Here is a 16,172-nt window from a genome sequence, read left to right as displayed (position 1 = left end):
ATGAGTTCTCAAACCCATATGCGCCGCGAGATCCTTGAAATCCCGAATACCGTTGAAACCTTGCTGACAAAGGGTGCACCCGCGATCAGTTCCGCAGCGCAAGCATTGCAAACCGCACATCCCGCATTCCTGATGTCAGTCGCGCGTGGATCGTCTGATCACGCGGCGACGTATTTCAAATACGCCACTGAACTAGTTTCAGGCATTCCGGTGGCCTCTGTCGGTCCGTCGGTTGTGTCCATCTATGACCGCAGCCTGCACCTGTCGCGTGGCGCATGTCTTGCGATTTCGCAATCGGGGAAAAGCCCGGACATCGTCCGTATGGCTGAAATGGCCAAGAAGCAAGGCGCGCTTTCCATCGCCCTGACCAACCATGTCGACAGCGATCTGGCCAAGGTCAGCACCCATGTGCTGGATTTGCACGCAGGTGTTGAACAGAGCGTGGCAGCCACCAAGACATTCGTCACCTCTGCCGTGTCCGCCGTCTGGCTGTTGGCTGAGTGGCAGCAAGACCACGCGCTGTTGCGTGCCATGCATGATTTGCCGGATGTGCTGAACAAGGCGGCGCAAATGGATTGGTCCGCTTTGGGATCCGAGCTCGTATCCTCCCAATCACTCTTTTGCCTGGGCCGCGGGCCTGCATTGGCAATATCGAATGAGGCCGCGCTGAAATTCAAGGAAACCTGCCAATTGCACGCCGAATCCTACTCCTCCGCCGAAGTGCTGCACGGCCCTGTTTCCGTCGTCGACTGCGGCTTTCGGGTAATTGCGCTGGCAGCAGGAGATCAGGCGGAACCATCGCTGGTGGATGTTGTCGACCAGCTTGCCGCGAAAGGGGCCAAAGCCTACGTCACCTCTGATAAAACCACATGCGCCCGCAGTCTGCCCTGCGCGCGCACATCGCACCCGTTACTTGATCCGATCTCTTTGATCGTTTCATTCTACGCAATGGTCGAACAGGTCGCCCGGGCACGCGGGATCAACCCCGACGTGCCGCGGCACCTCAAGAAAGTAACGGAAACACTGTGATGAAACGCGCATATGCAGGGGCAGAGATATTTGATGGCAGCACACTCCGGCCTGACGGTGCGCTGCTGTTGGATGGGGGCGTCTATCACGGAATCGTCCCGACGCGCGACATCCCCAACGACTACGAGATTGAGACCTTGCCGGGTGGAACGATCCTGCCGGGGTTTGTTGATCTGCAGGTCAACGGCGGGGGGAGTATACTGTTTAACGACGACCCGTCAGTGGAAGGCCTGCGCACAATCGCGCAAGCGCATGCAACCACAGGAACGCGTGCTCTGCTGCCAACGCTGATTACTGATACGCCAGATCGCACTAAGGCCGCTGTCGACGCCGTTGAGGCCGCGATGCGCCACAAGGTGCCGGGGATTATTGGCATTCACCTCGAAGGACCGCACCTGAGCGTGGCCAAAAAGGGCGCGCATGACCCTGCACTGATCCGCCCGATGACCGACGCGGATGAAGCGTTTTTGCAGGATGCAGCACGACGTGTGCCAAACATCATGCTCACTGTCGCCCCGGAAAACGTGACAAACGCCCAAATCACGCGCCTGTCCAACGCGGGCATCATCGTCTCGCTGGGTCATACTGATTGCAGCATGGCGGATGCGCAGGCGGCTTTTCAGGCAGGCGCGCGTTGCGTTACGCATTTGTTCAACGCGATGAGCCAATTGGGCAGCCGCGCGCCGGGCCTTGTTGGGGCTGCTTTGGATACAGGCGGCATTCATGCAGGCTTGATTGCGGATGATATCCATGTGCACCGGGCAAGCATACGTGTCGCTTTGAGTGCAAAGCACGCGGATGGCTCTGTTTTTCTGGTGAGTGATGCCATGCCCACGGCCGGGTCCGACATAACAGAGTTTCGCCTGAATGGACGGCGCGTGCTGCGCCAAAACGGTCGCCTGATACTGGAGGACGGGACACTCGCCGGGGCCGATCTGACGTTCCCGCGCGCACTTGACGTTTTGATCAATAGCGTGGGCTGCGACAAAGCCTTCGCCCTGTCGATGGTAACGGGTTACCCCGCGCGTCTGCTGCGGCATCCCGGTACGGTGGGCGGGTTTACATCGGGTGGCCAAGCGCGGGCGATTTATCTGGATGATCATTTGCAATACGTCAGGGGGTTTTAACCGGCTTGTGTTGCGGCCCGTGCGTTACACGCGCCCTCCCCCATGGGCTTGCTGCAGACCAACCCGTATTCGAGCATGTGCCGCCGGTTGATAGACGGATGTTGCAGACGCACCAACGCGATGCACGTTCCCGTCAGGTGTGTCCATTCACAGCCGCAACCTTATCGACGCCGCAAGACCTGCCATGCGCGTAGCTTCAAGACCACATAGCCCGTTGCGAGGATCACCAAAGTGCATAGTGCCGTCTTGGAGATGACCTCCATTGTGCCCTCGATCAACAGCGCATGAACAACGCTGCCAATCACAATGATCAAGGCAAAAGACGTGTGAATGACGCGCCAGAACCGTGGGCGCAGCCGTATCCTATGGCGCAGCGCCGCAAGTAACGCCGAGGCGAACAGAACCCACATCGCGATCACACCCCAGACCGAGAACGGCGTGGGAGAGACAAACAGAAGAGCATCGACAACATCCGGGGGGCTTGTAATCCAAAGGGCTGCCACATGGATGATCACGGCGGCAATCAAACACACACCAACCCAGCGATGTACGCGTCTGCCCTTGATAACCGGCAGTCCCGGCAACACCCCCCCTGCCAACAGCGGCTGCATAAGCAAAAGGCATAAGGCGATGACGCCAGCCAATCCGGCGGCAATATAAATGGGGTCGCGCCATGCCAGTAGGGGGCTGGCGGCTGCCGCGGCAACAGACACGATCACGGCAAAGGCCAAAGTGGCCCATATCAAGAACGAGTGCATCAACGCTCCGCCCGTTTCAACAGGTGATCAGGCCGGTTGCAGAACAAAATCCGCGCTCAATGTGGTGTCTTTTGCACTGCGCATGATGGGTCTGAGGAACACCGTTTGAAACTCTTCGCTGTCATAGGCCAGATGCGCATGTGGTTGACCAAATGCGGGCACGATCTGCGGCATCTCGAGGCGAAATTCTCCGTTGGCGTTGGTCAGGGTTGCGCCATGGCTGTGCGGATCACGCTCATGCCCTTCGGTCGTATGTGCCCAGATCTGGATACGCTGACCCGCGAGCGGCGCGCCATCACCGGCCCGGCGCACCGTGCCCGTCATCCAGAAACCGCCACTGCCGATCCGCTCCACAATTGGCGCCCCCGGCAGGTAATTATTCGCCCCGCCGCGCATGGTGGCTGTCGGTGCCAATCCGCTGGCCCTCGCGGGACCGACAAGACCGGAAAAACCCGTCGCGGCGACAGCGGCGCTGGCGGTGAAAAGTGAACGGCGGGTCAGCAGTCTGCGGGTCATTCCGGGTTCTCCTGTAAGGGCAAAGTAAAACCATTCGGTGTCGGTTAATGTCTAAGCTAGCACGCAATCAGCGAATTCCGATTCACCCATCGCATTACAGGCATAACATGAAATCACAGCTTCGTGATCGCGCGAGGAACGCGCTGTCGGACCAAGCCTGCTGCGCTGGTTTTTCCGGTTCTTGACGGTAAAACCTCTTCTTTGGATGCCTCAAGCCCCTCTTCTGTTTCTCACACCAAGCATTTCTGATACACTAAAAAGCACAGCGGCCCGGTGAAAGTACCCTGGCAACCACCTTCATTGCGCTATGGCAATTGAACGATCCCACGCAGATGGCCAAGTTTGGGCGACACCCTGCGCCACCCCCGTTTTTTTCAGCCCTCGCGGAAAGCGCGCGTGAAATAGTCGGTCAAAGGTTTGGCCAGATAGTTGAGCGGCGAACGCTCCGCCGTTTTGATGAAGGCTTCAACGGGCATGCCGGGCAACAGCACCTGCCCGCCAAGTTTCTCTGCCTCACCATCCATCGGGACCAGCTTGACCTCGTAATAGGACATGCCGGTGACTTCATCGGTGAACACATCCGCTGACATTCGAACCACATGCCCGATAATTTCAGGTGTCATGCGCTGGTCGAAGGCTGCAAAACGCAAGGTGGCTTCCTGACCGACATGCACCTGATCAATATGAATGGGGTCAACCCGTGCCGCGACGACCATAGGCTGGTCTTGCGGGATAATGTACATGATCGGTTCAGCCGGTGAGACAACCGACCGCAAAGCAAATATGCGCGATCCGTAGATGACGCCGCTGACCGGGGCCCGTAGCTCCATCCGCGATAAGGTATCCGTGGTGCTCAGGCGGCGCTGGACCAGCTCGACCTCCTGAAACTGTAAATCGCGCAGTGTCGAAATAGCTTCTTCTCGCAACCGCGACGTCAGCGAAATCCGTTCAATGCTGAGCGATGCAATCTCACCGCGCAGCTGGGCGATACTGGACGTCACACTGCCAATTTCACCCAACAGCCGCGCCTGCTCGCGTTGCAGCGAAGAGACACGCGAAGCCGGGGCAAGTCCTTTTTCAAACAGCGTCTGGCTGTCGGTCAGTTCAGCTTCAATCAGGCCGCGTTGGGTTTCAAGCGCAGCAAGTTGTGCGGTCGCCCCTTCGATCTGGTTTTCCGCCTGCGCGATCTGCTCCAGTATCTGTTCTGAACTTTGCTGCAAGGAAGTCGCCCGCGCCTCGAACAGCTGTGCTTGCCCGTCAATCAACGCCTGAACGGCGTCATCCTCTGCGGCCAGTTCGGCCAGTTCTTCCGTAAGCGGCAACGCATCCAGACCATCACGCTCTGCTTTCAATCTTGCTTTGCGCGCGAGGATCTCAAAAAGCTGCCCCTCGACAATCGCAAGTTCCGAGCGCAACTGGGTGTCATCAAAGCGCAGGACGGTATCCCCGGCGTTCACAAAATCGCCATCCTTCACGGGCAACGCACCAACCACACCCCCCTGTGGGTGTTGCAAAACCTGCCGGTTGGATTCCACCTCGATATTGCCCGAGGCAATGACAGCACCTGCAATGCGCGCCTGAACACTCCAGACGCCGATCACCCCGACCAGTATCAAAAGCGCGGTCATCCCAACCATCAGCGGGCCGGTTGCTTTCCATGCGCGTGGTTGTTGCGATTGTCCGTTCATGATGATGTCGCCTGTGCCAGTGATTTCTTGATGTTCTCGACGTTGCTGACCATGGATTTCAGCACCTCGTCGCGGGGGCCATCCGCCTTGATCCGACCACCGTCGATCACCAGCAGCCGGTCACATTCCGACAACGCGCTTGGCCGGTGCGTCATGATTACAACGGCGCGGTTGGCGGCCTTGAATTCGCGTACCGCCAAATTCAGCGCGACCGATCCATCATTGTCCAACGCCGAATTCGGCTCGTCCAGTATCAGCAGGACAGGGTCACCATAAAAGGCACGCGCCAAGGCAATGCGCTGTCGCTGACCGCCAGAAAGCTGTCCATCATCCCCCTGCACAATTGTTTTATACCCATCGGGCAGCGACAAAATCATATCATGCGCATTAGCGCGTTTTGCCGCTTCAACCACTTTTGTATCATCAGGGTTGATCGCCATTCGTGCAATGTTTTCAGCAATGGTCCCAGAGAAAAGCACCACGTTTTGCGGCAGGTATCCGATGTAGGACCCCAAGGCATCCGGATCGTATTGATCCAAGGTAGCGCCGCCAAAGCGCACCTCGCCCGCCGCCACCCGGGTCAGGCCCAGCAACGTCTTGGCAAGGGTTGATTTGCCCGACCCGCTCTTGCCGATAACGCCAAGAGCTTCGCCCTCACCGATGTAAAAAGAGATACCGCTGAGCGTCGGGAACTTTGCGCCCTGAGCGATGACAGAAACGCCCGCAAATGACACATTCGCATGCGGCGTCGGCAGTGTATGCGTTTCAGGCAACACAGGGGTTTTGTCCAGTAATTCGCCTAACGACGACCAGGCGCCGCGCGCGCGCTGTACCGTGCTCCACTGTCCCAGCGCTTGTTGCACCGGGGCCAGAGCGCGTCCCATCATGATCGACCCGGCAATCATCGCCCCCGCAGTCACTTCCGCCTGAAGTACCAGATAGGCCCCGAGCGCCAGCATGGCGGACTGCAAAAACAGAGTGAATGATTTGGACATGGATGTGAACACACCCGTCCAGTCGTTGGATTTGACGGATGTGTCGGTCGCTTCTTCGCTCAGGCCCTGCCAACGGGCCGTGACAGCCGCGCTCATGCCTTGTGCACGCACGACTTCGGCAGCGCGACGCGCCTGTTCGGCAAAGCCATGTGCGCGGTGCGAGACGTTTTGCGCCTCAAGTGTCTTGGTATTTGTCAGCCAGTTGTTGAGCAGCGTGATGATGACCAAAAGCACACTGCCGCTAAGTGCCAGCCAGCCCAACATCGGATGAAAGATGAAAATTGCGCCAAGGAACAGGGGCGTCCACGGCACATCGAAAAGCGCAAGGATAACCGGAGAGGCGAAAAACGTGCGGACAGTTTCCAGATCCCTGAGCCCGCTTGCCGGGACCGAGCGTTCGCTTGGCAACACCGCGCGCCGCAGCACCGCCTCAAACACCCGGTTTTCGAGTATCGACTGAAACCGCGCGCCAAATCGTGCAAGCACACGACCGCGCGCATAATCCAGCAGCATCATCAAACCGTAAAGCGCACCAACCAGCACAAAAAGGGCCACCAGCGTCTCTTCGGATCGCGACCCGAGAACACGATCATAGACCTGAAGCATGAACAAAGGCCCGGTCAGCATCAGCAGGTTTACGAATACACTGAACAGAAACACCGCCCATAGCAGCCAAGACCCCGCACGGCGGGCGCGCCGCAATTCTTCAATGCCTGTTTCTCTTTTGGCCACGATACCAATCCCACCTTTTTAAATGCCAGCTCTCACGGCCCTTAATAAATGTCTAAAATACTATACGCCACTACGTTGTATACACATAGGCGCAGTTTGCCAGCGTTAGAACCGGTTGCCCTATCTAACAAAGCAGCCCGCCCACTGCGCCCTTTATTTAAGCGCCTTCGAGCAGGTCGGCGTCAAGTGGCAGCGTTCGAAAACTGGCAAATGAGAGACGATCCGCTGCAAGGTCCTGCGTGACCATCAAACCAGACGCATTCCAGACGTCAGCACACCGCCATTCAGTTCTGTGCTGACAGCTGATATCCCGGTGCGGTGACAGATCGCACGGTTGTGATCGGGGCCGTCCCAATCCATGTGGTGCGTTCAATCACAAGCAAGGCCTCGCCCGCCGCAACGGACAGATGTTCTGCGTTTTCACCTTGGGCATTGATGGCAAAAAACCGAACATCAAGCTTGCTATACGGTTTGTTGCGCACAAGCCATTCGTTGGCACTGTTGCAAGCCAGATCAACCTCAAGAATGTCGGGTGTTGTGGTGGTATCAATCCAACGGTCCTCAAAGATATACGGCCTGTTATCCGACAGATGCAGGGCCTTGACGTGCAAAACCTCCGCCGGGTGGGGTGTCCCGAACCGGGCCATGACAGAGCCCGGCGTGGGCTTAACCGCACTGCTGATCAGTTGATAGGCGTATTTGCTGCCGCGCTGCTCGACTTCGCGTCGGGTGATCGGAATGTCAAAGGTCGCGCGCGTCACCGGATCGGTCCTGACATGCGTGCCGCCCTTGCGCTTACGCTCTACCAGACCGATCCGCGACAATTCCTGCATCGCGCGATGCACGGTCGTTCGTGCGCACCCCAACCCCAAAGCGAGGTCGTTGTCGCGTGGCAGCTTGTCTCCGGGTGCATATGTTCGATCGAGAATACGCGCCTGTATCTCGTCCCGTACATCCGTCCATGAAAGGCGTGATTGCCCAGTCAAATGGCTGCCTCCAGCTGCCGTGTCGCGTGTTTGCTTTTGTCAACTATCGCGTCAGGCTCGAAAATGCGACCCTCTTTAGCTGCCGCTCACCCTGCCCTCCCGGATGCCGCGAATACGAGCGCACCCTCACCATCAATGCAGGTGTTTCGCACAAATTACTGGCATGCGCGGACGCCCGCACTGAAACGACGTTGACATTTTTATGTAGCTACATATTAACTTAAAGGCAGGAAAAAACAAGGACCATACATGCCTGACGCCCACGTCCTATCAGACATATGGATCGCTGAATTGGCGCTTACTGCACGCAGATTGCCCGCGTTCAGGGCGCAATCTGCGTCATGACCAGATGACCCTGCCGTGTCGCCAGCTGTGTCATGCTCAGCGCAGAAAACCATCAGGACATCGCAATCAATCCGTTAACAAAACGCATATAAACCAATCAGGAGACAAAATATGGACAGACGTAATTTTTTGAAAACGGGAGCCGTTGGCGTTGCCGCGTCCACACTCGCCGCGCCCGCCATCGCGCAGGATGTGATGCAGTGGAAAATGGTCACCGCATGGCCCAAAAACCTGCCCGGCCCCGGCGTTGCCGCGCAAATGCTGTCGGACCGGATCACAACCCTTTCCGGCGGTCGGATTGAAGTCAAACTGTTTGCGGCGGGCGAGTTGGTGCCCGGGCGCGGCGTGTTTGATGCCGTGTCCGAGGGCACCGCTGAGCTTTATCACGCTGTCCCCGCCTATTGGGGGTCAAAATCCAAGGGCATCCTGCTTTTTGGCTCGCAACCCTTTGGCCTGCGCGCCGATGAGCAGTTCGGCTGGATGCAGCATGGCGGGGGACAGGCCCTTTATGATGAAATGTACGGGCGTTTCGGGATCAAACCATTCCTGTGCGGCAACTCCGGCCCTCAATGGGCGGGCTGGTTCAAGAACGAAATCAACTCGGTCGAAGACCTCAAAGGGTTGAAATTCCGCACCACCGGGATTGCTTCGCAGATGGCGGCGAAAATGGGCATGGCCGCCGAAGCCATGAGCGGCCCCGCAATGTTCCAGGCGCTGCAAACCGGCGCGCTGGATGCCGGCGAATTTATCGGACCGTGGACGGATTCCGCATTGGGCTATTATCAAGTGGCCAAGAACTATTACTGGCCCGGTGTTGGTGAACCCTCCTCTGCCGAGGAATGCGGTGTCAATGCCGATGCTTTCGCCGCTTTGCCTGACGATCTGAAAGAAGTCGTGACGCAGGCTTGCACAGGGCTCTATAACCCCGTGTGGACCGAATACACGACCAAACATGCGCAAGCCCTCAAAACGCTGGTGTCCGAGCATGGCGTGAACGTGCGCAAACTGCCCGATGACGTGATCGCGGCCATGGGCAGCGCCGCCGGTGAAATCATGGAAGAATACCGCGCGGATGACGATGAACTGGTGCGTCGTATCACCGAGAGCTTTATCGCGTATCGCGATCTGGTGGGCGGTTACATGACCTATGCGGACAACGGGCAAATGAACGCCCGCGCCGGTGTACTCGGCTATTGAGACGCCACGGGCGCGCGGCCCTGTGCTGCGCGCCCATGCTGCGTTAACGAGGGGGGAGTAGCGTGCTGGCATTTGCAGACGCGGTTGATCGGCTGAACCAAAGGGTTGCAAATGTGGTCCGTTGGCTGGCCCTGACGATGGTGCTGGTACAGTTTTGTATCGTCATTGGCCGCTATGTATTCGGCTATAACTCCATCGCGGCACAGGAAAGCGTGCTCTACATGCATGCGACACTTTTCATGTTGGGCGCAGGCTACACGCTGCTAGTCGACAAGCACGTGCGCGTTGACGTCTTTTACGCCAAGCTCACCGAACGTAATCGCCGCAGGATCGATATTTTCGGGCATCTGTTTTTACTGCTGCCCTCCATGACAGTGCTGCTCTATTGGTCATGGCCCTCGGTGCGCAATTCTTGGAAAATCCTTGAAGGTCCGATGTCCGTCGGCGGGATCGAAGCCGTCTTTCTGCTCAAATCGCTGATCCCGGCGTTTTGCTGTCTTATCATCCTGCAATCCCTGTCCCTTTTGATTCGTCTGCTTGTGCAAGGTGCGAAATCGTGACCGAATACCTGGACCTGATCATGTTTGCGGCCCTCATGGTCGCGATCCTTTCAGGCTTTCCGGTCTCCTTTAGCATCGCAGGCGTGGCGGTGATCTTTGCCTATCTTGGTTGGATGATGGGGATCATGAATGTTTCCCTTCTGGGGGCTTTGGGGCAACGCGCGTTTGGGCTGATCAGCAATCAGGTGCTGATTGCCATCCCCGTTTTCGTGTTCATGGGCGCGGTGCTGGAAAAGAGCAAAATCGCCGAAGAGCTGCTCGACACCATGGCGCGCTGCTTTGGGCAGTTGCGGGGCGGCTTGGGCATATCCGTAGTTCTGGTGGGCGCGCTGCTGGCGGCCTCGACGGGCATAGTGGGCGCGACGGTGATCGCGATGGGGCTGATTGCGCTGCCCACGATGTTGCGCGCAGGCTATAACCCGGCGGTCGCCTCGGGTATTGTCTGCACGGCGGGCACTCTGGGGCAGATCATCCCCCCCTCAACTCTGCTCATCATCCTCGCTGACGTGATGTCAAACGCCTTCCAGCAAGCCCAATACGAACAGGGCAAATTCTCGGTCGAGGCGCTCTCGGTGGGGCAATTTTTTGCCGCAGCCCTTATACCGGGCCTGCTTTTGGTGACGCTTTACCTGCTCTATATCCTCATTCGCGGCGCGCTCAGACCCGCCGATATGCCCCCTGCGGAACTCGGTCTGGGCCGCCCGGACAGCCGTGAGGTTCTGGCGGCGATCCTGCCACCCGTCCTGCTGATCTTTGCGGTGCTGGGGGCCATTCTTGGCGGCATTGCCACCCCGACCGAGGCCGCCTCCGTCGGCGCGATCGGGGCCCTTTTGATGGCCGGGCGCAGAACCAGCAGTCACACGCGGTTGATCCTTTTGGGCGTCGGTGCCTTGATTGCGCTGGCCATTCTCGCGGGGTCATTTCCCATTCGCCTTCAGCGCAACGACAATGGCATGCTGGAATGGGTTGCCGGCGCTGTTTACGCATTACTTGCGCTGACAGGGCTTGGGGCGGTCGGATTGGCGCTGCGGGCCGCGTTCCGCAAAAGGATCATTCATGACGCGCTGAACTCGACCCTGACCATGACGGCGATGATCTTTGCAACCATCCTTGCGGCGGGTTTCTTTTCGCTGGTTTTCATCGGCCTGGGCGGAGAGGAACGTGTCGAGCACATCTTGGGAAGCCTGCCGGGTGGCCCCAGTGGCACGCTTCTGTTTGTCATGCTCTTTGTTTTTGTTCTGGGCTTTTTCCTCGATTTTGTAGAAATCTCCGTCATCGTGTTGCCGTTGGTGGTCCCGTCCCTGATCGTGATGGGCCATGATCCCATATGGCTCGGCATCCTTTTGGCCATCAACCTGCAAACCAGCTTTTTGACGCCGCCATTCGGGTTTTCACTGTTTTATCTGCGCGCAGCAGCCCCTGACGAGATTGCAACAAGCCAGATATATCGTGGCGTGGTGCCTTTCATCGGCTTGCAAGCGGTCGGCATTTTTCTCGTTTGGAGCATGCCGTCCCTTGCCACATGGCTGCCCGGCGCCTTGTTTTAGCGGCCTTGTCTTTCAGTCAGTGCACAACAGCATAGAAAGCGATCCGACAACACGTGTTCTGTCATTGTGAAGCGTTCTGCCGCTTGCGTGCTGCATCGCTTTCTAAACGGGTGTTCAAATGGTTCTCGCCGTTCTACGATCAGCCCCAATGCAAATTGAGGAGCAAGATGTGGCAGTTTCAACAATAGAAGAAGACCTTACCATCAAAGGCAACATCTCGTCGAAGGGCGGGAACGTCGATGTAAAAGGCAAGGTGATTGGGGATGTCACGGCAGAGGCTGTGCTTGTTCATGGAACCGGCTCACTCGACGGGGCGCTCGCAGCAAAGAAGATCGCCATTCAGGGCAAACACAAAGGCACCTTGAAATGCGACGACCTGACATTTGCCTCCACCGCGCAAGTCGAGGCGGACGTGAGCGCGCGAACGATGACAACTGAAAGCGGCGCAAAGATTCTCGGCAAGGTTCAAATAACGGGGCAGTAACGACTGAGCGTGCTTTGGCGTGAGTTGCGTGCGACTGTTCGCACCACGCGGGCGATAATGATCCACCTTTGGACACCGAGAGCATGCAAAAACCAAGCGTGAACAGCGCACCCTAACGGCAGGTGCGCTGCAACATCAGGCATCCAAGGCATCGTCGCCCCCCCTTCCCGCAGGCCTGCCGAGGTTCGGACGAGGTCCTGATCGCACAGCCTTCGACAGGTCCGTGGGCTTGGACCCTCGCGCAGCGTCTATCTCTTTGAAGGTCAGTTCAATCGTTATTCGATTGAGCTGAGGTACGCAGCTTCTATGCTGTCTCAAATCACATAAAGGGGCACTCATGACACTTTCCACAGTCGCCAAGGCACGCGAACTCTCGCCAGTTTTCGCAGCGCGCGCCCCGAAATGGGACGTCGAGCGCACCTATTGCTGGGACAACATCACGGATCTTGTCGATGCGCAGATTATGGGGATGACCATTCCCAAAGAACTGGGCGGTCTTGGTGCCAGCTACCTTGATGTCATCCATGTCGTCGAAGAAGTGGCAAAGGCATGTACGCTCACAGCGCGGGTCGTGGTGGAAGCCAATATGGGTGGTATCAGCGCCGTCATGGCCTATGGCACGGATGCGCAGAAAAGCTTCTGCGCGCCCATTGTTCTGGCCGGAGACAAGCCCGCGATCTGCATCACGGAGCCCGATGCGGGCAGTGCCGCAACCGAGATGCGCACCACAGCCCGACGGCGTGGCGATACCTATGTGATCAATGGCACAAAGCACTGGATTACCGGGGGCGGGGTGTCAAAACTCTACCTGATTTTTGCCCGGGTTCTGGACGAAGACGGATCAGACCTCGGGATTACTGGTTTTATCGTCCACTCAGACCCGTCGGCAGGCATACTTCCGAAGGGTTTTACCGTTGTCGGCCGTGAAAAAACCATGGGCCTGTGCGGTATGCCCGAAGCAGAACTCAGATTTGAAAACCTCGTGGTTGGTGCAGACATGGCACTGATCCCGCCATCGGGGTTCAAACGCGGGTTTGCAGAATTAATGAATGCCTATAACTCTCAGCGCGTTGGTGCGGGCATGATTGCAATGGGCGTGGCAGCTGGCGCGTTGGAACATGCAAAAAGGTATCTGTTGGAGCGCAAGCAATTCGGACGACCTTTGGCGGAATTTCAGGGATTGCAATGGATGGTTGCGGACATGGATACCCAACTTCATGCCGCGCGACTGATGTTACATGAGGCTGCAAAGTCGCGCGGGCCGGGTGGCAGTCAATTTCCTGATATGACGATGGCTGCGCGCGCCAAGCTGTTTGCATCAGAGATGGCGATCAAAGTTGTGAGCGACTCTTTGCAGATGTTCGGCGCGCGCGGGTATGGGGACCGCGAACCGCTTGAACGCATGTACCGTGATGTCCGGATGTTCACCATTGGCGGTGGCACGGCGCAAGTTCTGCGCACTCAGATCGCAGGGTCCGTGCTGGGCATCAAAACACCACAAACACGCGACACCTGATCAACACTTATGGGTTTACGCAAACCTCAGTGCATATAGAGCCGAGATCCCCATGTTTGATGCCATCGGCCTCGGCCAAGCACAGGATCATGTTTTAACTGCGCGCGCGTGGCACCTGGTCGCCACCGAGTGAAGGGTCAGGATTTGATGTGTTTTCCGCAGACACGGGACATGACACTCGGACCTAGCCTGCCGCAGTTGTCGCAAGTTCAATCGCGCGGGAGAGCGCTTCATCTACGAAATGCGTTGGCCGGTTGGCGGTACAGACTTGTCTGCGGCCCGGTCCAACCTCGAAAACGCATGGTACATAGGTTCCATCCGCAACTGCCGAGGCGCAGGGAACCCACCTTCCTCCGGGGCCTTCAACAGCTTTTCCAATCTGCACGTTTACGGCGCCCGGCGGCGGACTGGTTACAAGAACGGACGTGTCAAAAAGCTCGGCAAGGCTCATTGCGTCTCCTTTCAAGGATCGACTGTGAGCCTGATAAATCACGGGTGGGTCTGTCAAGAATATGGCCGCATCTGTCTCATTGCCTCCGCTCTGCCACATTTGCATTGCATGGGGTGCAAAAACAGAAAGGTCAGATGGCGCAGCTTACCTGAGACACTTCGCGTGACCAAAGATTAACTTTTAAAACCAGTTGGTTACGTGATTTTTGAGAAATCGTGCAAAACCATGTCAATTTTAGATGTGTTCCTCAATATGGTCACTTTTCGTTTTGAATTTCCATCGCCAGAATAATGAAATCACCCTCGCGAGGGGTTCAAGGTCCTGATCATCTGACTGGTTTCAAGCCAAACGGCAGTCAACCCGCTCCGGCGATACCGCGGACGACGCTGCTCTTGATATCCGACTGTTCAGGAGACCAAAACTGCCCCCCTGATTCAAGGAGCCTGTTGCGCAGGTCATCTTCACACATCGGCTTGCCGAAATAGAATCCTTGCAGGTAATCGCAGCCCATCTCGCTGACGAGACGCGCATGTTCTTCAGTTTCGACACCTTCAGCAACCACCCGCATACCAAGGCTTTTACCGATGCCCACGATAGATGCGACGAGCGGCCTTGTGCTTGCTTCCTCGACAATCGGCTGGATAAAGTTGCGGTCAATCTTCAGGATCGAAGGTCTGATTTTCAGCAGCCCCGACACCGAAGCATGCCCAGTCCCGAAATCATCAAGGGCAATCGTTACCCCCAACTCGTCCAACTCGTCGATGGTCCAGCGGACCACATCACCCATCCGATCCAGATAAACTGATTCAAGAATTTCGATCGTCAGTCTTTGAGGACTGATGCCCGAGCTTTTAATGTCGTGGATGAAAGTTGGATCCGCCAAACGCGCCGCAGAAACATTCACAGCAACGCGTGGAAGATCTACGCCCGCCTCGTCAAAGCGAGACAGCGCCCCGTGCACACTGGCAAAGATGATTTCATCAATTTGCTTGAGGATCCCCATGTTTGCGGCAGTATCCAGAAACGCCGCCGGCGCCAGAATACCCTGCGTTGGATGCGCCCACCTGACCAGCATTTCCGCGCATGCAATTCTGCCGGTCTGTGCATCAATCAAGGGCTGAAAATACGGGACGAACTCACATCTTTCGCATGCCAGCAAGAGGTCCGATGCCAGTTTTTTGGTAGCAATAGACTTGGCGTGCATCTCTTCAGTAAAGAAAGACCACCGTCCCTTTCCTTGCGATTTCGCGTGATAAAGCGCTTCGTCGGCGTCTGCGACGACCTGCTCGGCATGTTCCATGTACTTGTTGGCAATTGCCACGCCGACACTTGCACTGCAGGCAGTCGACTTACCGTCACATGCAAAAGGCGCCTGCATCGTTCCGACGATTTCATCGGCCAGACTGCTGATGTTGAGCGCGCTCTGCGCCAGTGGCCTCAGTATGACAAACTCATCCCCGCCAAGACGCGCGACAAGGTCGGATTCACCAGTCAAATCGCGCAGCATATCCGCCACGGAAACCAGCAACCGGTCGCCCGCTTCATGGCCAAGCGTGTCATTCACAAACTTGAACCGGTCAAGATCAATGTAGATTACGGCAAATTCCGTGCCATGCTTCTTGAGGTTCTCAATCCAAGTCTTTAGCTCAATCTCAAAATGGCGTCGGTTTGAAAGGCCCGTCAAAGCGTCTTCGTTTGCGTCTTTGGCCACAGACTTTGCAAGTTGGAGCAGACGCGTGTTTTCTTTCTCCAGACGTTGAACCTGCTCAAGCGCTTTCTCATAGCCCTCCTGATCCGATAACGCAGGGCCGTTTATCGCATGCCTCGCCGCATCTGCTTGCTCTTCCTCGAGTTCGACGATCGAGCAGAGCCACCAGCGGTTTCCCGTCTCTGGGTCAGACAGGTGCACCCAACTCATGCGTTGCCAGTAGACCTCACCATTTTTGCGGTTGTTGCGCGACTTGGTCGAGAAGTTTTCCCATTTCATCAATTTTTCGATAATGAAAAGGTGAACGCCCTGACCCATGTCAGGACCGATTAATATGGTGCCACGTTTGCCCAAGGCCTCTGACGCCGTGTAACCGGTAATCGTTGTGAAGGCTTTGTTACTCCACTGAATCTCCATAACTGCGCCGTCATCATTCGACGCCAAAGCAAGTGCGAGCCCTTCGGTGCACTTGTCATTAATTTGGTTGAATATCTGAGCAGGTATCATGTGTAGAACCCTAAACGTTGCTGCCT

At 56.9% G+C, this 16,172-nt stretch carries 14 protein-coding genes; 7 read left to right on the top strand and 7 right to left on the bottom strand.

The features are described from left to right. Complete coding sequence (locus K5Q35_RS09330; RefSeq protein ID WP_220799358.1) at positions 1-1,029, top strand: SIS domain-containing protein; 1,029 nt, start codon at positions 1-3, stop codon at positions 1,027-1,029. Next, positions 1,029-2,156 (top strand): N-acetylglucosamine-6-phosphate deacetylase, encoded by a 1,128-nt coding sequence (gene nagA, locus K5Q35_RS09325; RefSeq protein WP_220799357.1) that lies wholly within the window; start codon positions 1,029-1,031, stop codon positions 2,154-2,156. Before K5Q35_RS09330 ends, nagA begins: the two co-directional genes overlap by 1 nt. Before the next feature lie 161 nt (positions 2,157-2,317). Here nagA and K5Q35_RS09320 read toward each other — a convergent pair whose 3' ends face one another. The 5 genes from K5Q35_RS09320 to K5Q35_RS09300 all read right to left on the bottom strand — a co-directional run bounded on the left by K5Q35_RS09320 (position 2,318) and on the right by K5Q35_RS09300 (position 7,831). After that, entirely contained in the window at positions 2,318-2,914 is a 597-nt protein-coding gene (locus tag K5Q35_RS09320) for a ferric reductase-like transmembrane domain-containing protein (RefSeq protein ID WP_220799356.1), read from the bottom strand. Positions 2,915-2,941: 27 nt separating this feature from the next. Continuing rightward, the gene (locus tag K5Q35_RS09315) at positions 2,942-3,430 is read right to left on the bottom strand and encodes a twin-arginine translocation pathway signal (protein ID WP_220799355.1); all 489 of its coding nucleotides are present in this window, start codon (positions 3,428-3,430) and stop codon (positions 2,942-2,944) included. A 374-nt stretch (positions 3,431-3,804) separates the two neighbouring features. Further along, positions 3,805-5,118, bottom strand: coding sequence for an HlyD family type I secretion periplasmic adaptor subunit (locus K5Q35_RS09310; protein WP_220799354.1), 1,314 nt, complete (start codon positions 5,116-5,118; stop codon positions 3,805-3,807). Next, a complete protein-coding gene (locus K5Q35_RS09305; protein ID WP_013962864.1) occupies positions 5,115-6,845 on the bottom strand; it encodes a type I secretion system permease/ATPase in 1,731 nt (576 codons plus the stop codon). The genes K5Q35_RS09310 and K5Q35_RS09305 overlap by 4 nt, the downstream gene beginning before the upstream one ends. 284 nt (positions 6,846-7,129) lie before the next feature. Next, on the bottom strand, positions 7,130-7,831 hold the full coding sequence (locus K5Q35_RS09300) for a GntR family transcriptional regulator (RefSeq protein ID WP_220799353.1): 702 nt from the start codon (positions 7,829-7,831) through the stop codon (positions 7,130-7,132). A 456-nt stretch (positions 7,832-8,287) separates the two neighbouring features. Here K5Q35_RS09300 and K5Q35_RS09295 point away from each other — a divergent pair, with 456 nt between their 5' ends. The 5 genes from K5Q35_RS09295 to acdA all read left to right on the top strand — a co-directional run bounded on the left by K5Q35_RS09295 (position 8,288) and on the right by acdA (position 13,480). After that, a complete protein-coding gene (locus K5Q35_RS09295) occupies positions 8,288-9,373 on the top strand; it encodes a TRAP transporter substrate-binding protein (protein ID WP_013962868.1) in 1,086 nt (361 codons plus the stop codon). 62 nt (positions 9,374-9,435) lie between these two features. Next, positions 9,436-9,933 carry a TRAP transporter small permease subunit gene (locus tag K5Q35_RS09290; RefSeq protein ID WP_013962869.1) on the top strand — a complete coding sequence of 166 codons (498 nt, stop codon included), beginning with the start codon at positions 9,436-9,438 and terminating at the stop codon, positions 9,931-9,933. Next, positions 9,930-11,480, top strand: coding sequence for a TRAP transporter large permease subunit (locus K5Q35_RS09285; protein WP_220799352.1), 1,551 nt, complete (start codon positions 9,930-9,932; stop codon positions 11,478-11,480). Before K5Q35_RS09290 ends, K5Q35_RS09285 begins: the two co-directional genes overlap by 4 nt. 169 nt (positions 11,481-11,649) lie before the next feature. Continuing rightward, a complete protein-coding gene (locus tag K5Q35_RS09280) occupies positions 11,650-11,964 on the top strand; it encodes a polymer-forming cytoskeletal protein (protein ID WP_013962871.1) in 315 nt (104 codons plus the stop codon). Between the two features lie 337 nt (positions 11,965-12,301). Next, entirely contained in the window at positions 12,302-13,480 is a 1,179-nt protein-coding gene (gene acdA, locus K5Q35_RS09275) for a 3-sulfinopropanoyl-CoA desulfinase (RefSeq protein ID WP_220799351.1), read from the top strand. A gap of 184 nt (positions 13,481-13,664) precedes the next feature. Here acdA and K5Q35_RS09270 read toward each other — a convergent pair whose 3' ends face one another. Together K5Q35_RS09270 and K5Q35_RS09265 are read right to left on the bottom strand one after the other, a co-directional pair. Then, positions 13,665-13,931 (bottom strand): hypothetical protein, encoded by a 267-nt coding sequence (locus K5Q35_RS09270; protein ID WP_044025366.1) that lies wholly within the window; start codon positions 13,929-13,931, stop codon positions 13,665-13,667. 355 nt (positions 13,932-14,286) lie between these two features. Next, the gene (locus tag K5Q35_RS09265; protein ID WP_220799350.1) at positions 14,287-16,146 is read right to left on the bottom strand and encodes a bifunctional diguanylate cyclase/phosphodiesterase; all 1,860 of its coding nucleotides are present in this window, start codon (positions 16,144-16,146) and stop codon (positions 14,287-14,289) included. Between the last annotated feature and the right edge of the window lie 26 nt (positions 16,147-16,172).

The organism is Roseobacter sp. OBYS 0001, assembly GCF_019654895.1.
GTDB lineage: Bacteria > Pseudomonadota > Alphaproteobacteria > Rhodobacterales > Rhodobacteraceae > Roseobacter > Roseobacter litoralis.
The sequence above is the reverse complement of the archived record's forward strand: the minus strand, read 5'-3'. Positions and strand labels throughout refer to the sequence as shown.